17 protein-coding genes, 1 pseudogene and 1 riboswitch are annotated in these 21,515 nt (G+C 35.8%); of the genes and pseudogenes, 4 read left to right on the top strand and 14 right to left on the bottom strand.

Annotated features, from left to right (window positions below):
- Window positions 1–87 precede the first annotated feature (87 nt).
- The 6 genes from GMJ66_RS21285 to istA form a co-directional block, all read right to left on the bottom strand.
- Window positions 88–363, bottom strand: a complete 276-nt coding sequence (locus tag GMJ66_RS21285; protein WP_456238590.1) for a CDI toxin immunity protein — start codon at window positions 361–363, stop codon at window positions 88–90.
- Between the two features lie 748 nt (window positions 364–1,111).
- A complete protein-coding gene (locus GMJ66_RS20670) occupies window positions 1,112–1,783 on the bottom strand; it encodes a hypothetical protein (protein WP_231514886.1) in 672 nt (223 codons plus the stop codon).
- A 496-nt stretch (window positions 1,784–2,279) separates the two neighbouring features.
- Complete coding sequence (locus GMJ66_RS09970; RefSeq protein WP_156290171.1) at window positions 2,280–3,860, bottom strand: LA2681 family HEPN domain-containing protein; 1,581 nt, start codon at window positions 3,858–3,860, stop codon at window positions 2,280–2,282.
- 286 nt (window positions 3,861–4,146) lie between these two features.
- Window positions 4,147–4,800 carry a hypothetical protein gene (locus GMJ66_RS09965; protein WP_156290170.1) on the bottom strand — a complete coding sequence of 218 codons (654 nt, stop codon included), beginning with the start codon at window positions 4,798–4,800 and terminating at the stop codon, window positions 4,147–4,149.
- 480 nt (window positions 4,801–5,280) lie between these two features.
- Window positions 5,281–6,000, bottom strand: coding sequence for an IS21-like element helper ATPase IstB (istB, locus tag GMJ66_RS09960; protein ID WP_156290208.1), 720 nt, complete (start codon window positions 5,998–6,000; stop codon window positions 5,281–5,283).
- Window positions 6,000–7,499 carry an IS21 family transposase gene (istA, locus tag GMJ66_RS09955; protein WP_156290169.1) on the bottom strand — a complete coding sequence of 500 codons (1,500 nt, stop codon included), beginning with the start codon at window positions 7,497–7,499 and terminating at the stop codon, window positions 6,000–6,002. Before istA ends, istB begins: the two co-directional genes overlap by 1 nt.
- A 214-nt stretch (window positions 7,500–7,713) precedes the next feature.
- On the opposite strand from istA, the gene GMJ66_RS09950 reads away from it, so the two are divergent.
- Entirely contained in the window at window positions 7,714–8,517 is an 804-nt protein-coding gene (locus GMJ66_RS09950; RefSeq protein ID WP_156290168.1) for a hypothetical protein, read from the top strand.
- A gap of 646 nt (window positions 8,518–9,163) precedes the next feature.
- Here GMJ66_RS09950 and GMJ66_RS09945 read toward each other — a convergent pair.
- The 5 genes and pseudogenes from GMJ66_RS09945 to GMJ66_RS09925 form a co-directional block, all read right to left on the bottom strand.
- Entirely contained in the window at window positions 9,164–10,471 is a 1,308-nt protein-coding gene (locus tag GMJ66_RS09945; protein WP_156290167.1) for an LLM class flavin-dependent oxidoreductase, read from the bottom strand.
- 83 nt (window positions 10,472–10,554) lie between these two features.
- Complete coding sequence (locus tag GMJ66_RS09940) at window positions 10,555–11,307, bottom strand: 3-oxoacyl-ACP reductase (RefSeq protein ID WP_067724685.1); 753 nt, start codon at window positions 11,305–11,307, stop codon at window positions 10,555–10,557.
- 146 nt (window positions 11,308–11,453) lie between these two features.
- Window positions 11,454–11,554, bottom strand: a riboswitch (TPP riboswitch).
- Window positions 11,555–11,706: 152 nt separating this feature from the next.
- A pseudogene (locus GMJ66_RS09935) lies at window positions 11,707–11,928 on the bottom strand (IS21 family transposase); the annotation flags it as partial.
- Between the two features lie 160 nt (window positions 11,929–12,088).
- Window positions 12,089–12,400, bottom strand: a complete 312-nt coding sequence (locus GMJ66_RS09930; RefSeq protein ID WP_156290166.1) for a hypothetical protein — start codon at window positions 12,398–12,400, stop codon at window positions 12,089–12,091.
- Between the two features lie 143 nt (window positions 12,401–12,543).
- Window positions 12,544–12,810 (bottom strand): DUF1871 family protein, encoded by a 267-nt coding sequence (locus GMJ66_RS09925; RefSeq protein ID WP_156290165.1) that lies wholly within the window; start codon window positions 12,808–12,810, stop codon window positions 12,544–12,546.
- A 189-nt stretch (window positions 12,811–12,999) separates the two neighbouring features.
- Here GMJ66_RS09925 and GMJ66_RS09920 point away from each other — a divergent pair, with 189 nt between their 5' ends.
- Window positions 13,000–13,689, top strand: coding sequence for a hypothetical protein (locus GMJ66_RS09920; protein ID WP_156290164.1), 690 nt, complete (start codon window positions 13,000–13,002; stop codon window positions 13,687–13,689).
- Window positions 13,690–13,998: 309 nt separating this feature from the next.
- On the opposite strand, the gene GMJ66_RS09915 is transcribed toward GMJ66_RS09920, so the two are convergent.
- Window positions 13,999–14,838, bottom strand: a complete 840-nt coding sequence (locus GMJ66_RS09915; protein WP_197046656.1) for a GNAT family N-acetyltransferase — start codon at window positions 14,836–14,838, stop codon at window positions 13,999–14,001.
- 527 nt (window positions 14,839–15,365) lie between these two features.
- Here GMJ66_RS09915 and GMJ66_RS09910 point away from each other — a divergent pair.
- A complete protein-coding gene (locus GMJ66_RS09910) occupies window positions 15,366–15,548 on the top strand; it encodes an SE1832 family protein (protein ID WP_156290162.1) in 183 nt (60 codons plus the stop codon).
- Window positions 15,549–15,692: 144 nt separating this feature from the next.
- On the opposite strand, the gene GMJ66_RS09905 is transcribed toward GMJ66_RS09910, so the two are convergent.
- The gene (locus tag GMJ66_RS09905) at window positions 15,693–17,546 is read right to left on the bottom strand and encodes a cation:proton antiporter (protein ID WP_156290161.1); all 1,854 of its coding nucleotides are present in this window, start codon (window positions 17,544–17,546) and stop codon (window positions 15,693–15,695) included.
- A gap of 274 nt (window positions 17,547–17,820) precedes the next feature.
- Here GMJ66_RS09905 and recQ point away from each other — a divergent pair, with 274 nt between their 5' ends.
- Entirely contained in the window at window positions 17,821–19,962 is a 2,142-nt protein-coding gene (recQ, locus tag GMJ66_RS09900; RefSeq protein ID WP_156290160.1) for a DNA helicase RecQ, read from the top strand.
- A 110-nt stretch (window positions 19,963–20,072) separates the two neighbouring features.
- Here recQ and GMJ66_RS09895 read toward each other — a convergent pair whose 3' ends face one another.
- Entirely contained in the window at window positions 20,073–21,299 is a 1,227-nt protein-coding gene (locus GMJ66_RS09895) for an aminopeptidase (protein WP_156290159.1), read from the bottom strand.
- Window positions 21,300–21,515: the final 216 nt, after the last annotated feature.

Genomic DNA, 21,515 nt, shown 5'->3' with positions numbered 1-21,515 from the left:
ATATCGGGTTTTCCAGAAGAAAAAGGCGTTCAAATTTAATGATCACCTTGTTTAACTATTGCATCCAATAGTTGAATAGGAATATGTTTATAAATAACCCAATGTAATTTCACCTTCATGATAAATTTCAATTACATATTTATGTGGAACATACAAAAAGGTATCTGAACTTACAGCTGTTAAATCATGCAATGCTCTTAAAATGTTATCAAATTCAGTTTTCAACACTGGGAAATTCCCATTGCTCCAATACATTTCAATATTATCTTGATAAATAAGGTCTGAAGCTTCATTCAAGTCATTTATCACAATACATTTTTTTATTTTTCTCCTATCTATTCGTGACCATCGTGTAAATGGTATTTGGAAAAAATAGGATGTTGAGGGTATGAAAAGTGATTAAAGAAAGAAAAGGTTAGAACTACTATTGAAACGTCAAAAGAATAAAGAAAAAAAGAATTATGGTGTTTTGTTTGATGAGTGTATAGAGGCTCTTGGTGATGGTGTAACTGTTTATTCATATGCAAAGAGCAAAGAATTGTATAAATTATTTCTATTGTGTTTAAGCCACCGTTAGCAATACATCATTGTTTATTAACTTTAAGTAAAATAGCGAACAACAATCCGATTACTAAACTACTATTTATTTGATTTGCAATGATTGGGGCATCTTCAAAAAAGTAAATCATCCCTACAGTATAGGCAATTATCCCAATCAAAAGATATGCAATCCAATTATTTTCACTCAAAAAATCACCCTTTCATTACCTTACATTGTTTACCACAGAAAACTTTTACCTTATTGAACATTACTGCTACGTTAGTACAATATCTTTATACTACAATGCTAACATAATATTCCAGACATATTATTTGATTTTATCAGATGAACAAGGCAATCAAATTCTTTGATCACCTTGTTCAACTCTTGCACCCTTTAGTTGAAGAAAGACGATGAACGGTTTACTGAACAGTATCCTTGTACTGTGCAATAAAATAAAATGTTGGTTTTTCGTCGTTCTTATTCAACATTTACGCAGAAAACAAAATATGTAAGTGAGTTATTTGCAGCGATTTCTTCTATTATATTATCTACTAAGACAATTCATCTTTAGAGCTTTTTAAAATCCTGTAATACCATATTTAAAGCTAATCCTACTGTTAGTCTATGTATATTTACCTTAGTTTCCCTTTTATCACCTGTATCCACTGTAAAATGGACTTGTTCTGCATCAGTAATATCAGTTTCTAAGGTTGTTAAGTTACGCTCCACATAAGACTCAAATGATACCTTTTCTTCTTCATTCTCAAAATATAGAACAACTTCATCAAGATTCCTTTTTGCATACACTTCTTCCATATCCTCATCATCAAAGAAGAACTCCTGCAGTGCATAAGCTATGCTATCTTTCAAATAATACTTGTACGAGTATTTGTGATTGATACCCCATTGATCACGGCCGACATACCCCCACTGAGGTATTGGTGTTTTAAACCTTCCGCTGTCTAAAATTACTAATTGAAAATCATCTAAAACCGTTTCATTACACATGATTTTTAAATTTTTATACATGAACTTAAAGTTTGTCTGGGAGTATACATAAAACTCCCCTGATCTTCTATCGTATTCATCATCGTCATATTCTTCTACAAGCTTAAACTCTGGTTTATAAATATTATAGTGTGCTCCGTTGTTTTCAACCCATTCAGATTTGTTCTTTAATCTATTTACTATCTGTTTCAATGGTGGTTGGGTTAAGCCAAGTCGTTTCTTCCATAGCATTTCAATCTGCTGCATATTAGCATTTTGACTAATCGGGGTATTCTTATCTCCAATTCTTGTGTGTATGTACCCCTCTTTTATATTGCTGTACCTTTTGCTTTTTTTCTTTAAGTAAAAAGGCACACTATAAGAGTTAAATACTGTAAGAATATCAATTTCCTTATCCTCAATTTTAATTGTCTCAATCTTTACTTCCGGAGTATTATCACCTGCAAAAACTGTGTTGGAAAGTAAATCTAGTATTGCTACTTGCTTAACTCGGTTTTCATCATTAAGCCAATAATCTCACCATCATCCGAAACTCCTATAATTATTTAGCAATCCCTGTCGTGGACAGTATTTGCAAAACAAAGAATGTCATGTAGCAGCCTTTCATTATCCTTATGCCACTCTTGTTTAAAATCCCAATAATCACCTTCAGTCTTTTTACTAATTAACTTATAAATTTTCTCCTCAATGTTACCTCTCATCACTAACCCATTTATTAAACAGTGTATTAAAAAAGTTGTTTCCAATCATCATCGTAACGATCCATAGACATTGGCATTATTATTTCGTCAGAATACTTGTCTTCTCTTTTACGTAGTTCTTCCAGATGAACCGCCATTGACAACAAAATGATCCCTTCTCGTACATAAGTAAGTAGCCTCATAGCTGCATCTTTAAATTCATCAACGGTTATCGAATAAGCCAAAGGATCATCTCTATTCTCCCAAGATTCTTTTGTTATGGGATACAAAACACTGTCGTGAACTTTTAAATAACGATGCTCTAGATGGTGGCGAATCTTCGATATATGTTCAATTGCAGGTTCTATATAGTGGTGCTCTATCTTTTGCTTCCCTATATCTTTACATAACCAGTAAAGACCGATTAATGGAAGGTTAAACGTTTCCTCATCTGTCATCCTCGACTTTAAATTCACTTTTAAGTTATATGAATTTTTTCCTTTTCTAATTTTATCCTGCCATATCGAACGGTAGGATACATCCCTTTCCTTAATCCCAATTTCAAAATACTCATTCACAAAAAATGCAATCCGATCAATTAAGGAATATAAACTTCTATAGGAATATTTCATTTTCTCTATTGAAATACCGTAAGCTGGGTAATCTAATGTATTAACAAGGTGAACATCTTTATCTGAAAAATGGGCTCCTTCAAAAGACAAGGCATCATATACCATATATCTAGCAGACACAAATTCCTGTTTTATCTGATTATATAAACCATGAAACCTTGGTCCTTCATCAATTTTAGTAACGATATTAGGTAAATGAAGAATATCAGTTGCAGAGACGGAATATGGAAAAGCATCATTTAACGTATTAAGAAAAAAGGTATTTTCAAGACACCACTTCCGATATCCTACTTCTGCATCAGAGTCCCCCAATGAATACTCATCAAATTCATACGGTTCCTCTAAAAATTCGATCGGGTAAAACTGTTCTAATTTAGCAACTAAGCCCTCATAGTGTTTATAAGCATACTCTTCTATATTATCGAATTCCAACACTTCTTTTAATAATTGATAAGATTCATTAGCAAAAACAGATTGATGTCCTTTGTCATAATCGAATGTAGCATAGTCCATTAAAAAACCAGCAAAGTTCCCAATGGCAATCGGAAAGTCCCTTCCTACACCAAATTTCAAATAAGAAAGAGCCTTCATAAGCCTGCCACATTTTTGTAGCAAGTTAGCATAGTTAGTGTATGCCATTAATAGATATGTAGTAAAATACTGACTTTCTTCTGATCCATCCTTCAAATCTGCTTCCTCTTGATACGAACTTAAATTTTCAATAGATAATCGAAACAATAATAAACACATCTCAAAATCTTGTTCGTTATTCATATCATCAGAATAACGCAAAGCACCCTTGAATTTCAGATGTATATAGTTGCTGTATGATGTCGCACCATGATAAGCAAGAATCCCTTTCTCAAGAAGGTTGTACTCTCCAGATTCGACCCATCCCAAACAATCCTGAGCTATTCTTTGTAAGGTGTCTGTATCTTTTTCATCAAAAGCTCTATCAGCAAAAATTCCAACAGTATGCACATTTTCATTAACCATGGATTTTCCTCCTCATCATCTATATCTAATATTTTACAATATTAATAAACAACTCTGATGTTCTTAGTCAACTTTTTTGTTGCGCAGTAATTGTCAACTAAGAAAGACGACCACCCAAAAAGTGATCGTCTTCTAGATGTTTATATTATTACCAGTATTGTTGTACTGTGCAATAGATAAGCTGTTTTGTCTTACTTATATAACATTAGAGTTGCGATTATGTTATGGAAGAATAGAATTATTAATAAACTACTTGTAATATATAATTCACCGTTATGTGTCTATATTAGTTTTTTAGACTCTCTGTCAATTGTATACTAAGACCTTCGACTCGTCTGTAAGCTAAGTTCCCCATGTCTAGATTATAATCAAGGTTTTGCCTTAATTCTGATTCAAGATGAACAGTGTTTCGATATTTATATAGTTTTATAAGATCACCTTTTAGTTCAAAATCAATTAAGTTTAATTTATAACAAGCCTCAACTTTTTGATCATACCTTATTTTTGTTTTGTCAACTTCTTTTTTTTCTGTGAAAAAAGTTAAAATTTCTTTACCCTCATGAATTAATTCTCTTTCCAACTTTTCTTTTTTATGACGTGGAATCATAATTTGTGTAGTCCTTTCTTGAAACAAGAGGTCTTGCACAGGATCTTTATCTTCTAATAAATCAAAAAGAACATAATTAACTACAGCTTCTTGTATAGAAACATACATAATAACTTGTGTTTTTATTTGCGCTAATAATAATTCATCTTTTGCTTGAAGACCCTCAAAAATTTTATAAATAACACGACTATTTTTGTACTCAACAATTAATCTTTCCCTCAAAGTTTCATCCGCTATAAATGTGTAAAAATTTTCTTCATACCACTCTTCTCTAGGTAAATGTCCATAAACATATTCTAATATTTTTTCTTGTAAATCATCTGAAAACGGCATTTCTTACCTCCTACTATTAATCTTTAATAAATTTGTTTTCTAGCTGTATTATTCCAATTAACTCATTTCCACTCTAATGTGATTCTAACTTAATAGATATAAGAGCTTTTTTGCTGATTTCCCACTTGCAACCCACCTTTTATAAATACTTATTATGGGATATATATTTTCTGCAATTCTACCATATTTCTCCATTGTATTTATAAATAATTTAAATTTGCGCAGCGCAATATTTAGTCAAATATGAAGAGACGAACTTGCCATCTTGCGCGCAAAAAGACTGCGCTTACTAAAAATCAAATTTTATGATTCATTTCAATTAAAATCACATATCGTAATACTCAGATACACTAGCAAGAAAATAAGATGCTAACTAAGGTCAAACTAGTTGTTAATGATATACCTATTAAGATGATGTATTTGGCAAGTAGAAAATGTATGAAATGGCATTTAAAAATGCATGCCACTTGCCACCTCATATTACTGTTGTAATAAAGACGCTTTATAGCGGTGACTTTCGCCGCTAAAAACGAGTAAATGTGAATGATGAATAAGTCTATCAATGACCGCCTCCGTTAGTATTGGGTCTCCGAAAACATGATTCCATTGACCGAACTGAAGATTGGTTGTGATGACCAAACTTTTATTTTCATAACACATGGAAATCACCTGAAATAATAACTCCGCACCCTCTTTATGAAGGGGGATATAACCTAATTCGTCTAATACAAGTAAATCCAATTTTTCTATTTGTTTAATTAACCTAGAGAGGGAACCTTTTTGGTTCGCCTCAATTAATTTATTTGCTAAAGATGCCAAGGTAAAGAACTTCACTTTACTGCCAAACCTATGTATGGCATTTAAGCTAATCAATGTTGCCAAATAGGTCTTTCCTGTTCCAACATTGCCATATAAAATTAGGTTTTCTTTTTCATGAATAAATTCCCCTTGAAGAATAGTATCTCGATTAATCCCTTGAGGGATCTGTATATTCTCCCATTGAAATGGTTGATTACCAGTTTTGGGGAGTTGGGCTTGATTTAGTAATAAATTCACTTTCCTCTCTTCTCTATTTTGTACTTCTCTTTCAAACAGTTTAAGAAGATAATCGTGGTTATTATCAGCTTCTATTTCATGATAGTGTTCTCTAATCCAGCTTAATTTCAAACGTTTGGCATATAGTTCAATTTTCTCTCTCATCATGAAACACCTCCATTTTGAAGTAAAGAATCATAATGAGAAAGTCCTCTTGTTGCTTCAGGCATGTTTGGTAAGGCAATATTAGGTGTAATAGTTTCATAGGTATTGCCTTGATGAAGTACAGAATAAAAGCATTGCTTAATCTGATCAGTACTCGGGTGCCCATGAGAGGATGCAAGAGTTAGAGCTTGATTTAATAAAGAAAAATCATTATTTTTTAGTAGCTCTCCAAGTAAACGTAAGGCACTCTTCTGCTGTTCCTCGGTACAGTTCATCAAATATTCAGTCCAAATAGACGGAAATTGATTATATAGACTGGAATACTTAATAGCTCTTGGTCGTTTCGATAATAAATCAAGATAAGGCTGCCAAATCATCGATTTTCGCTTTATACCATAAAGCCTTGTATGTTTAACAATAATTTCGTTATATTCGTTTAAAATAGTAACCTCGTTATAGGTTATACTTACTCTTACTTTTTGTTTCGCAAATCTAGGAGTAGTAGAATATTGCTTTTTATCTATAGATACCATCCCATATTTGTCTGCTTTCACTTCTTGATATCGAGCACACTCAAACTCTTTTTCAGGCAACATGAGCCAATTATCTCTATCTTCTTCAAATAAATCAGATTGAAGAATATTTTTATTATAATGTAGACGATCACGATCTTTTTCTGCAAGAGACCATAATGTTTCATTGAAATGATCTAGATTCAATACAGTATTTTCCGGTAGTAGGAAGTTATTTCTCACATACTTAACCATTGCTTCTACATGGCCTTTTTCGTTGCCTTTTCCTGGGTTACAAAATTCATACTGAAACCCATAATGTAAAACAAATCTTTCAAAGGTATCTGTTAATTCACGCTCACCTTTAGAAAATATCTTCTTAACTGCAGGCGATAAATTATCAAATCGTATTATCCTTGGAACCCCTCCCATATAACGAAACATTCGTTGTAAACCTTCAAGTAGACATTCTGTGTTTTCCGAAGGAAAGACTTGAAAATAAAAGCAATTACTATTTGGAAATGACATAACTAAATATGGCAAATCAATAACCTCTGAATGATACTTAAACGGTCCTGTTCCAAAGTCAACTTGTGCAGTGCCTGGAATAGATTCAAGAGGTAAGGCTGCATCCCCCATAGACTCTTTTAGCTCTTTTTTCCTCCTAGAAACGTAATCGCGTACGGTTCGATCAGAACCTGTGAAACTATGAAACTCTTTTAATTGCTCGTACATTTTCTTAGCTGTTCTTTGATATTTCTTTTTCTTCTTTAAATCTTCTTTGATCCACTTATCTAGAATTGGTTTAATAGGGTCCATTACTGGTGATTTTCGTTTTTGTTTTTCCTTTTTCTTAAACTCTTCTTGGTTTGCGTATTTACTCACTGTACGTGGATCAATCCCCATTTTTCTTCCTACGCTGGCATAAGTTTCTCCTGTTTGATTTACTTCATGTCTGATATAATCTATTTGTGCCACTGCTAACATCTCCTAATATCCTCCTGTCGAACGTTGTTGGTCCAACGAGGAGTTTAAAGTTATTTGGAGAGGTTGGCTTTGTGTAGGGCCCTCCGGGCCCTACACAAATTAAATGCCAATCCTTACATTATTATTTTGCCATAAACAAAGATGATGAAATTAAACCATTGTAAGTCTATACTATAGTAAAGAATATATTAAAAAATAGTGAAGGGGTAAGTTTATGCTAATTTATGATAAAAACAATCCAGCAACCATTCACTCTGCAGTTTGCTTCGTGGATATTTTAGGTTTTACACACTTAGTTCAAGAATCTTTTAATAAAGGAACTGGGAATTACCTTCTCAAACGCCTCCATAAAACTCTTACTCATGGAATTAATTCACTGAGACCTCGTGAAGAATATGTTGGTGTTCTTAAAACATTTACTGACAACATCGTAATTGGTCATCCGATTTATGAAGATGGCGAGAGTCAACTGGGTGGGATATTTCTAGATTTTGCAGCCTACCAATTGTCCTTGACACTTGAAGGATTCTTTATAAGGGGAGCTGTTAGCATAGGGGAATATTATGCAGATAATGAATTTGCTTTTGGTCCTGCTCTATTGGAAGCACATCACCTAGAAAGTAATGAGGCTATTACTCCCCGAATTATCCTAAGTAACGAAACGAGAAAAATGGTTCACAAGCATATAGGTTATTATGCTGAGCCTGAATGGGCACCTCAATCAAGAGATATACTTAAGGACAATGTTGACGGAAATTATTTCATTAACTATCTAGAAACAGTTATGGGAGATAGAGAACTTCATGACCATCAATTCGCATTTAGCATTTTACAAAGGCACAAAGCAATCATCGAAGAAAATTTAACACGTTTTCAAGGTAACCCAAGGGTCTTTTCTAAGTATGAATGGGCTGCACAGTACCACAACTTTTTTAGTGATTTAAATTTTACTAGTACTTACAGCAGCCAACTGCAAATCTTAAATGTTCCTAATGGAAACTTTTCTTTAATTATATAAATATATCAAGGCCGTTATCTGGTAGATATCGGCTTGATTAATTTGATTGCGTTAGAACGAACTATATATATTATTTTTACTTTGAAAGGAAAGTGGTGGCATAATAAATTGGTTAAACTATTAATTTTCCCTTAAGTACAAATATCACATCTTAAACCTAAAATTACCTTTAGTTTACGTATATTCCTTCTCAAAGTTACTTATACATTAAAACTTCTGTTGCGTAGTAATTGTCTACTATGCATTAAGCAAATGGCGATTTTCTTGTCCACATAACTGTCTCTGGAATCAAAGAGAGCGAATGCCCTTGTTAAGCATTCGCACCCGTTAATTTAAGTACAATACTTCACAATCTTTTCCTTATCCTGATTAATATCTAATCTCTTAAATGTGCTGAGGCATTACCAAAAGACGCAGACGCTCTCTTATTAAAGAAAAGCGCTCGATTACAGAACTAATCATCAATGTATTTCCCATCTTTTTTATTTGTTATTTCTTCACCTTTTTTATTATTATACCTTATTACATAAACATTGTCCGAATCAGTAAGTCCAATTATAATTACTCTTATGAGAACATTCTCAAGTTTTTATACTAATACCAACATCTTACCTCTTCAACTAGATAATCATTTTATAATAATTTATTATGTTAATCCTAAATGTTCACGGAAGGTATGACCTTCATATTTCTTTCTGAAAATACCTCTTTTTTGCATTTCAGGAACAATTAGTTCAACAAAGTCTTCTAAACTACCGGGTAATGTAGGAGGCATAAGATTAAATCCGTCAGCCACACCAGCTTCAAACCAGACTTCCATCTGATCCACAATTTCGTCGGGGGTACCGATCAGCGTGTGATGTCCACCGCCTGCATTAAGATATCCTAATAATTCTCTTACTGTAGGTTGTGTATCATTAATAATTTCTAGTATCGTTTCGTAACGTCCAACTGGACCAGTAAATTCTTCTACTGGGGGTAATTGAGGTACTTCTTTATCAATTTCCCAATTAGAACAGTCTTGTTGAATAAAGAAACTCAACCGTTTTAAAGCTGTTTCAAGAGGTAATTGCTCATCTAATGCTGCTTTTTTGGCTAAAGCTTCTTCATGAGTATGACCTACATAGGTTACTAAGCCTGGAAATACTTTAATATGTCTATTGCTGCCTTCGCTTCGTTTAACTTGATCATCTAATTTTTCACGGAATTTTTTTGCTTGCTTTAAGTTCCACGACACTGAATAGACTGCATCGGCATATTTTGCTGCTAATGCAATGCCTTGTTTAGATGCCCCTGCTTGCATTGATACTGGTTTGCCTTGCGGACTTTGTGGCGTAGTGGACGGGCCATACACTTTAAAATAGGTACCTTCGTGATTAAAAGGCTGAATGTTTGAAGGATTTATCAATTTTCTTTCTTCACGATGATGTAGAAACTCATTACTGTCCCAAGAAAGAAATAACTTATTCATTAAAGCAGCGAATTCATCTGCCTTCTCATAGCGTTTGTCATGAGAAGGTAGTTCTTCCATGCTATGATTTAACGCCTCTAAATCAGTCATTGACGTAACGAGGTTCCAACCAACACGTCCTTTTGTAATGTGGTCTAAACTTAATAGTTGTCGTGAAGCTGTGAAAGGATTAGAAAAAGTACTTGAAATTGTTGGAACTAATCCCACATGATTTGTCACTTGAGAAATAGCAGTTAAATTGACTACTGGATCAAACCAAAATGCTGGCATATCACTAGAATCTTTACCTTGAAATGATTGATTATCAGCAAAGAATACTGCGTCAAAGTAACCTTTTTCTGCTAACCGCGCTAAAGATTGGTAATAAGAAATGTCTCCAATACGTTCAACGCTTGAGTCAGGCATTAACCAAGCAGCTTGATGGTGTCCACAACCATACAGCAAAACACCTAAGTGTAGTTGTTTTTCTTTAGTTTTTGTCATTTGTTTACACCTCAAAATACATCATTATTAATTGTCTTGTATACTCCTTTTTTTTGAAGGATTATCTATGGTAATTTAAGCTATTAGTTCATTGTCAAACCGCCATCTACTGTGAAATTTTGACCTGTAATACCGTTCGCATTTTCCGAAGATAAATAAGCGACCATATTGGCTACATCTTGAGGTGTGGTCACCTTCTTCAATGGCGTTGATTGAGCAATTAAATCGAATACTTCTGGTGTTGTAACAGCACTGGCGTCAGTCGTTTTTAATAATCCACCTGAAACTACATTCGCTTTTATACCATATAGTCCTAATTCAGAAGCGATATTACGTGTAAAACCTATTAATCCAGCTTTAGCTGTTGTATATTCGTGGTAGGGTACAACAGGATTTTGATATAAATTAGTACCTATACTTATAATACTTCCATTTTGTCGTTCAATAAATTGAGGTATGACGCTTTGAACTACATTAAATGCTGCTTTTAAAGTACCATCCAGTTGTTTTTGATAATCATCCCAAGTGAGTTCTGTAAAGGTTTTCTGTTTGTTTGGATCAAATTTGAAGTCTACTAATGCATTGTTGACTACAACATCTATTTGACCAAAATATTCCGTTGCTTTTTTTATCAATTTATCTACTTCTTTACGATTTGTTACATCAGCCTGAATTGCAATAGCATTCTCTTCACCAATCTCAGAAGCGAGCTTCTCAGCAGCATCTTTGCTTTTAAAGTAATTTATAACCACTTGAAATCCTTGTTGTGCCAATGTCTTTACAATAGTTGCCCCTAAACCTCTACTACTACCTGTTACTAATACTGTTCTAGTCATCATAACAACTCCTATATTTTTAATTTTGATGAAACTTAAATAATAAAATGATAGATAAAATAAAAAATACGCAACCTTCCCATAGGAAAATTGCGTAAAAACAAATAACTACATATTAAGAATAAGGCACAATCACTCTTTAAGTATGTATTAGAGTTACACTTTCCTACGCTAGTTTCAGCTAGTTCAGGTTCAAAGGGTTTGAGGTAATACTCATCTCAGTTAAATAACACCCCTAGTGCATATATTTAAGTTATATTCAATGTTATGGTTTTAAGAGATTTATGTCAAGGAAATATGGCTAGTCAAAGTATTTCTATAACTTTGTTATTCTAAAAATAACATGTTATATCTGCTTTTATAACTAATCTATTGAATCTGCTTCCCCATCGGCTGTTAAGGAATGGTTTCATATTGCCTAACCATTACCTTTTTCTTAATCTGATAGATCTCACGCATTTCTTTCACATATGTTCTGACAGTACTTTCCCCAATCACCAAGTCAGGATAACGCTCCAGGAGTCAATCTCTGATTTGTGCTTCACTAAGGTGCGGATACTCTTCCAGTCAGGCAATAATCCAGTCTCGATAAGGTGCTAACCTTCTAGGTTTTCGATGAGGGCCTTCTAAAAGTTTTTTTAGCCTATTCTAGAAAATGCCCGTTTATTAAATAAGAGCTAAAGAAGATTCTTCAACTAAACTGCCTTTTTAACACAATAGGTTCTGACCGCCATCGACAACTCCTTGTTGAGCAATCGCACCCGTTTGTTGAATAATAAGTTTAATATTCGACTGTTTTTATATCGAATTTCATATTGTCTAAATCCCAGATATCAGCATCAGTATTAGAAAAGACAGTTATTTCAAGTTTCTGCCCAATGCTATATTTCTCCACATCATCAACAGGTATTTCATATACATTTCCGTCTTTTCTACCTTCATCAACCCCACCATATTCTTTAATAACTAACATTTCTTCTTCAACAAGTATCTCCTTTACTACTCCTGTGAAAGTAAATTGTTCCTGATAATCAGAACAGCCCGCAAATAAAAGAATCAATAACAAAAAACTTATTGTAATCTTATTTTTCAACAGAAACACCCCCTTGAAAAATTTGAAGCATAAACGGCTTAAAGTATCCAATTGATTTTCAACTAACCTGCCCCTTTAGTACAATAATTTTGACGTAAAATAGCGTTTATCCTTCTAGAATTAATGCACCCGTTAGTGAAAAATCACCTTTTAACTACTCTCCAAATTTGTTTAGCGATTGGCAAACACTCTTCTTTTGTGAAATTCCAATCCAAAGCCTTTGTAAAAATCATTCCAATACCATCTGAAAGTGCTTCAACTGTATCTACCTTATTAAGTAAAGCAACAATTTTAGCTATCTCAAACTCATATTCATCATCAGGGGCATAAGGCAAAACACCGATAGGGTCCCATTCATTTACTACTTTTTTAACCACATTAAATATTTCATTGTATTTATCTTTAGACAATGAAAGTCACCCCTTTTTCATTCCGTTGTTCAACTCTTGCACCCTTTAGTTTAAGAAAAAACATCTTTGTTATTTCAGTCATGCTGCCATCCTACAAATAAAAAATTTTAATTTGTAATTTTCAAAGCTAATAATTTGAGAGTTTTTCCAAATAATAAACATAAAGGCAAATTTAAAAGGAGATATACTATGAAACAAGAAGAAAAATTGAAAACGGCTGCTATCTCAATGGCGAGCGATATAAAAGTACAAACCTTTGGCGGTGCTGAAAAAACAACTGAAACTGTTGCGGATATGGAAATGGTTCAAACGATTATTAATAATTGGAATGCGATGTCCAAGAAATCGGCAGAGCTTACAATTGAACAATATGGCCCCCCAAACGAAGCGATTCCAAGCAGATTAATCTGGTACAACAATGGACCATGGAAGCGAACCATTGTTTATCGTGATGAAATCCCACACGATTTTCCACAACCCCACACGGATGTAATTGAGCAGGTTATTGATTATAGGGTTCCTCCAGAGATGTTCAATGAGCTTGCGAAGTTTGACGGAAGTTTAATTGTTGAGAAGACAAGGGGTGAGGTATCTTCCCGCTGTGATATGGAAGCTGCTAACTTTACAGCCATTAATGTAATGAATGATATTTGCACAGGAAAGTTAACCGCCGAAAAAGGGCGCAATCTCCTCTGTGAAGTGATGTCTGCTTATATGATGAATAGACCAGCACCATATGCAGAAACGTTCCAATTCAAAGTATCAACAGGAGAAACATTCGATACTGACAAAGTAATCATTGCCGATGAAATGTTACATCAAGCAACCGAAAAAGTTGAGGATATTATCGAAAGTGATTCGAGTAATCGTACTATATAATTAGGTTCATCCTTCTAAGCTGTCGAACCCCTCGGCAGTTTTTTTGTTAAATTACATATTTTATTGTTTCTTATTCAACTATACTGCCCATTAGTTTAAGTGCATTTCTTCACAAATTCTATATTTATTCTAACACCTGTAAGATTTCAAAAAATCCATTGTAAACGTTACGATTATGCTGTTATTTTGTATGCGAAAAGGAGTGCTATTTGCCCCCCTTATAACGATGTTTATTTACCTTTTGCACTCCAAAACCGAACCCGTTAGAATCACTCTGAACTTTTTTTGCTATAAGTATTTCACTGTTGTTCAGCTAAACTCATAAACAACCGAAGATCCTACAACATGATAGCCAATTTTTTGATAAATGTTATTGGACGTAGTATTGTCACGATCCGTATATAGACTGCAAAATTGATAGCCTTCATCGAGCAGTTTTTGGCTCAATGCAGCAACTGCACTCGTTGCATATCCATTTCTTTTAAACTCATTTGGTGTAAACACCGCATTAATCGTTGCACCATGTTTTGTTTTCCTCGATTGATTGACCATAGAAACCGGTTTGCCGTTTACTTTCCATAAATAGATCGTACTATTTTCAATATATTTTGTCGCCATTTGGCTTGCTTTTATTTCGGAAATAGCCTCCCTCGCCTCTTTACCGAATTGAATTAACCAGCCTTTAATTAACGAGTGGTCCTTCTTCAAACCTTTGACCAACTCACCTTCAGCCTCTGGTTTAATTTTGACTTCATCCAATTGATAGATTAATTGATTCATATGTATAGAGGCATTCGTTTTCTTAAGTTTCTTCCACTCGTTCACAAAGGCTTCTACATAGGAAATCGGACCCAACACCCCTGGAACTTTCAATGCTTTTTTATAAAGAAAATTTGCAACACTCGTAATCACCTGTTCATCTATACCATCAACGTCTGCCAGAATCCAATTGTTAGGAGGCGTTTGCATAAAGGCAAATATAATTTCTCCGTTATCTTCCAAATACCCAAAATGAACATCTTTCGTAATGGTCGTTTTAAAATGATCCAATAGTCCAAGCATGAGGTTATTGGAAGCCTCTTTTCTTAATAACAATGCTTCCACCTTTTCCATATAATCTGTTATGGAAGAGGAAAATGCGATTTTCATTGGTAAACCTCCATTAATAATCATTGTTGTCCTGCCATTATTATAACGGATTTTCTTGTTTTATAGGATAGAAAAGGATAAAATTTTAACAAGGAAGGATTTGACGTACTAAAATTTTAACATACCGAAATTACGAGTGGCTCTTTTCGTAGTTCTGGAGTTTTATCTACCGCTACGGAAATACACTTCGTTAGTTTTGTGCTTGTGCTTTTATTCCCTACATTTAATTTAGCTAAAGAAATTCTTAGATTATCGAACCACTATTAAGGTGGTTGATTGGAGCGGAGGGAAGGCGACTACTACTAAGGGATCACACGTGTCTAAAGACCTTACAACGAGGTTTTTTCTTGATTAAGCACCTTTGTTTCCTTGCACCGAGAAATTATTACTCCATAACGAAATCGGGTATCAATATTTTATGTCGGAGTTTATGAGTATTGAGGGAAAACAACATTTTTTAGAAAACAGCCTTACCATTCCATGAAAGAGATTTTAAGCTAGACTATATATAAAGGAGGATGTAAAACATGTCGAAAAAAGAATTGGAAGCAAAATTAACTGAATTAAAATCCGATTATGTCCGCATTCAGAGTGACTTAGATAAACTGGAGTATGTGAAAGGTCGAGTATCTTCCGCACAGGAGCAATTAGTACGCCTGGAAAAAGAAATTGCTGAAGTGAACAGGCAGCTTGATGAGTTGGAAGAATAATCCTATTTCGATCATACTGTATTTCCGGAGCGGTAGAACCTGGTCCAACAGTAATTTTTCCAGCCCCTATCTGTTTAGAAAACCTCGCATACGCTAGTTTTTTGTACTTAGAAGAAAAAGAGTGAAATCGATTTGATTTCACTCTTAATTCATGGATTTTACACGTTCCTTGTCCAATCTAGCTTGAATTTTTTCCTTTTCTTTAAGTGGAGGGGTTAAACTGACAATTACATCCCCTGTTGCCGGAATCGTCCGCATCTCCTCTGAGAAAAATTTTAAAACACCATTTGGTTTAATTAAATAGAGGAATACAGTCGATTCATCCTTATCATCCAGGTATTGTTTCAGTCCAAATTGTTCCGTCAGTGTCGTCTTTCGGAAAACATAACCACTTTCAATTTTTTCATTTAAGTCATCCCATGAGAATTTCCTGTCAAACAGGATTCTTCCTCCGACCTTTGAAACAACTCCACTGGAATAGCCATCCTCAAAATGGGTATACGGACTAATCTTAAAGACATTGGTTCTTCCGTATTCAGGCAGAAAGGTTGTACATGTTAATGCATTATAGGAATGGTCATCCGTAACCGCGAGCAAATAATCGTACGGAATCGTGTCCAGCATATGCTCGGTTTGTTCGGAGAGCATGTCTCCAAGGTAAAACGGTACACCTGCTTTACGTGCAAGACTTAGATTTCCCCAAGATGAGTCTACAATAATCACAGGGATATTCGAATTCTTTAATGATTCTGCCAGCCGGACCGTAAATGGATTGCTTCCAATAATCAATGCACCAGGATGTCCTCTCTGTGACAGGTTCAGCTTTTTTGCTAACCAGCCAATGGTAAACCCATGGGCAAGTACCGTTGAAAAAACGAGAGCAAAAGTTAAAGTAGTTAGAATTCGTGCATCCTCATAACCTTGCGAAAGTAAAACAGAAGCAAAGTAACTGGAGACCGTTAAAGCAACAATTCCCCTTGGTGCAATCCAGCCAAGCAGTAATTTCTCATTTAATGATAAACCAGTTCCAATCGTAGACAAAAAGATGGACAATGGTCGTACTATAAACATCATTAACAAAACATAGCCAATAATGTTCGGACTAAAGATATGAAGCAGTGTTTCTATCTCTAGAGAAGCGGTTAACATAATAAAAATTGTAGAAATAAGGAGCACGGAGATATTTTCTTTAAAATGCCTCATATCGGAAATGGAGCTTATCCCCATATTAGCTAACGTAATCCCCATTGCTGTTACGGATAACAATCCTGTTTCATGCATGACTAAATCAGCCGCTGTAAAGCAGAAAATGACCACAACAACTACAGCAGGTGATTTTAGGAATTCCGGGATATGACCAGTTTCAAACATCCAACCTAGTCCTTTTCCTAACGCCCAGCCTAAGATGACAGCAAAAATCGAAGCCACAAAGAACATAATAAGCTGATCACCATTTGGATTTTCTGCTGTAAGTACGGCAATGATTTCAAAAGCAAAAACTGCGACTAAAGCACCAATAGGGTCAACGATAATCCCTTCCCATTTTAATACCTTAGCTGGTCTTGGGTTTAATTTTGCCTGTCGAAGTAATGGCATAATAACGGTTGGTCCAGTTACAATGAATAGCCCCCCAATGACAAAGGCAACTGCCCATGATAATCCAGCTATGTAATGAGCCGTCAATGATCCTAAAATCCAGGCAATAAATGCCCCTAACGTGGAAATTCGAAAAACAGGTTTTCCTATACCCTTTAATTCCTTAAAACTTAAATTTAAACTACCTTCAAATAGGATAATGGCAACCGCAGCTGAAATAACCGGGCTGAACAAATCGCCAAAATCTCTTTCCGGATTGATTATTCCCAAGATTGGTCCTACTAATAAACCGGTAATCGACATAATGACAATCGCCGGCATACGATAGCGCCAGGCAATCCATTGCGATCCGATACCTAACATACCAATAAGAGCAATCTCAAATAGTAATGAAGGAACCATCTCATCCCTCCTTAGTTAAAAGTGTATAGGGTTATTTTATAGATGTAGACGAGGTATGTAAATGAATTAGGCTCTGTTGTAATAAGAAGTAAAGATACTTGTAGTTCTAGTTCCATTACAGTATGGCTCTATTAGTTTATACCTATTAGTGTGTCCTATTATCAAAATTCTAAATTTCGATATAAGGGGCCAATTTATATAAATTTATGGTAGGATTAATCTATTGTAAGTTATAAAATGGGCTCCAAAAATAATACAAAGGAGGATTGTATTCATGATTACAAAAGAGGAGAAAATTCTGCAAACCTATTTTGGTTATGAGTCTTTTCGTCCAGGCCAGAAAGATACGATTGAGCAGATTTTGCATTTGAACAATACACTTGCTGTCATGCCTACAGGTGGCGGGAAGTCCCTATGCTACCAAATCCCCGGTTTATCCATGGATGGAACAGCGATCATTATTTCCCCATTAATCTCATTAATGAAGGACCAGGTGGATGCACTGAATTCTTATGGTATCCCTGCTACATATATTAATAGCTCCCTCAGCCCATCGGAACAGCAAACGAGATTAAATGACGTTTCATCTGGCCGTTATAAGTTTGTCTACGTAGCTCCAGAACGATTTGAATCAGGGATTTTTGTGAATGTAATAAAACGTATTCAAATTGCCCTGGTTGCTTTTGATGAAGCACATTGTATTTCTCAATGGGGACATGACTTTCGGCCAAGCTATCGTTCCATTGTTACGAATTTAAAAGGATTTCAAAACATCCCTGTCTTTGTAGCCTTAACCGCTACGGCAACAGAAGAGGTCATTTCCGATATCCAGCAACTACTGAACATCCACCATGTAGTGAACACCGGGTTCGAACGGGAAAACTTAGCTTTTCATGTCGTCAAAGGGAAGGATAAGGCAAGTTATATCCGCTCCTTTTTAAACGAACATACGGATGAGTCAGGAATTATATATACGGCAACCCGGAAACAGGCAGACACCCTTCACGACCAATTGACCCGACGTGGTGTATCCGTTGCAAAGTACCATGCTGGAATGTCCGAAGTGGATCGGAAACAAGCACAAAGTTCTTTTATTCATGATGAAACAACAATCATGATAGCGACCAATGCATTTGGTATGGGTATTGACAAATCCAATGTGCGATATGTCATTCATTATGCGATGCCAATGAATATTGAATCCTATTATCAGGAAGCTGGGAGGGCCGGCCGTGACGGGGAGCCAAGTGATTGTATCCTATTGTTCTCCGCACAGGATGTCCAACTGCAAAAGTTTCTCATTGAACAATCGATGATGGACGAGTCTTCTAAGCAAGATGAATACCGAAAACTTCAGGAAATGATCAATTACTGTCACACCCACAGTTGTCTGCAGGCTTTTATTTTGGATTATTTTGATGATACGAAGCCAGTAAATGGATGCGGACGCTGCAGCAATTGTGTCGAGCGACAGGAGAAAAGCGATATTACGGAAGAGGCGCAAAAAATCCTATCATGCGTAAAAAGGATGGGAGAACGATTCGGCGTTACGATGACTGCCAAAGTTTTAAAGGGGTCAAGGGACAAGAAAGTGAAGGAATTTGGGCTAAATAAACTGACCACATACGGCATCATGTCCGCCTACACCGAAAAGGAACTTACCGAACAGATTCAATTTCTCATAGCCGAAAGACTGCTTGCAACCGAAGAAGGTAAATATCCAACATTAAAGCTGAATCAAAAATCTGTGGATGTTTTAAAGGGAAATCAGCGGGTTGAAATGTTTACCACCACCATTCCGGCCAGTGAGGAAGCAGATTATTTTGAAGACCTGTTCTCCGATCTTCGTGCATTACGTAAAGAAATTGCTGATGAGAAAGGCGTTCCACCATACGTCTTATTTTCCGATGCCACATTAAAGGAACTAAGCCGCTACTTCCCTACTGAAAAAGAGGACATGCTTGAGATTAAAGGTGTCGGAGAGAAGAAGTACGAACAATATGGGGAAGCCTTTTTAGATGTTATTCGAAAGTGGCGGTCTGACCATCCGGATGTAAAGAAGCGGGTTCGTATCACCGATTCTTCCACCCCTAAACCTAAGCCAGGGAATCCCGATGATGATCGGCCCAGCCATTTGATTAGTTATCAAATGTTTCGGTCCGGCAAATCGTTAAAAGAGATTGCAGCTGTCCGCGATATGTCGAAGCAAACAATTGAGAGTCATATATTCAAAGCTTACAAGGATGGACACCCCCTCGCATGGGAAATCTTTTTTAATAAAGAAGAGGAAGCAGCCGTTTTAGCAGCCAGAGAGGAAATAACCGAACAAAGGCTGAAACCTTTGAAAGAAGCTTTGCCGGAAGAATATGATTATACAAAAATAAAAGCTGTACTAATTAAAAATGAATTCATGTAGGGTTTTATCCGCTCCTTGGGATGGAGCGGATTTTTTGTTTTTAAGAGATTGGATAGGGCCATTGTTTCACAGCCAAAATTCGACAAAAACCGGGAAGTGACAGGCACCTCTTAGGTCCAGGTTCCGTTGCGGAAGACTGGTTCGGTTGTGCCGTCCTGTTTAATGCCGTCGATATCCAGTTTTTCTGAGCCAATCATGAAGTCAACGTGGATAAGGCTATCATTGACACCATGCTGGTCCAGTTCCTCATCTGACATTGCTGAACCATCCTTCACGTTAGTTGGATACGCTTTCCCGAGAGCGATATGGCATGAAGCATTTTCGTCAAATAACGTGTTGTAAAAAATGAGACCAGATTGTGAAACCGGTGATTCATGCGGAACAAGGGCAACTTCTCCCAATCTACGTGCACCTTCGTCAGAATCAAGCAGATGTTTTAACACTTCTTCTCCCTTTTCCGCTTTGAAATCAACCACTTTCCCATCTTTAAACGTTAGGCTGAAGTTATCTATGACACTTCCCCCATAGTTCAGTGGCTTCGTACTGGAAACCGTTCCATTGACACCATATTTATGCGGCATGGAGAATACTTCTTCTGTTGGCATATTCGGATTAAATACAACTCCCGATTCCGCTACTGCAGAACCACCTTTCCAAACATGACCCTCAGGAAGCTCCAATTCCAAATCGGTACCCGGCGCTTTAAAAATTAATTTCTTATAATTCTTCTCGTTTAATTCTTCACGCTTGGATTTTAATGTGGCATTATGCTCATCCCAAGCAGCAACAGGATCATCCTTATCCACACGGACAATTTTCAGAATGGCCTCCCAAAGACTTTGCACCGCCTCTTCCTTTGATTGATCCGGAAAGATTTTCTGTGCCCAGTCCCCAGAAGGAATGGAAATAATCGACCAAGGGATTTTGTCGTTCATCGTATATTTGCGGAAGTTCTTCATTGCTTCCGCTGATGCTTTGTTTGCCATCGCTACCCGTTTAGGATCAATATCCTGCAGTAAATCCGGGTTAGTAGAACGAATGCTCAACACAGCTGCTCCATCCTCTGCATACATGTCATAAAGCTTGACTCTCCAATCCGGGAACGAACCAATCACTTCATCTGGTGCATTCTCATATTTCAACAATGTCAATTCATCATCTGACCAGTTGATATGTACGTCTTTTGCACCTAATTCATATGCTTTTCTTGCAACAATTCTTGTGAAATCAGCACCCTCTATCGGCGCATTAATCATTAAAGCCTGATTCGGTTGCAAACTAACCCCCGTTTTTAAGGCTAATTCTGCATATTTTTCAAGGGTTTTCTCATCTACCATCCTATTTACCTCCAACCATTTATTTCGTATACCGTTATTATTCCACAAATATATATAAATTACCAAACATACTCACACAACTTGAAGTACCGGAAAATACTGGTAACCCCGGTAAGATTCACCTTTTACTTTGGATTTCAGCATCGATAACGCGCTGTTATAAGAGAGTCCTATCTAGGGCAAATTTCTATTACTATTTACTCAAAGAAAAGAATT

Source organism: Oceanobacillus salinisoli (assembly GCF_009733865.1).
Lineage (GTDB): Bacteria > Bacillota > Bacilli > Bacillales > Amphibacillaceae > Oceanobacillus > Oceanobacillus salinisoli.
This window is presented reverse-complemented; position numbering and strand designations above follow the sequence as displayed.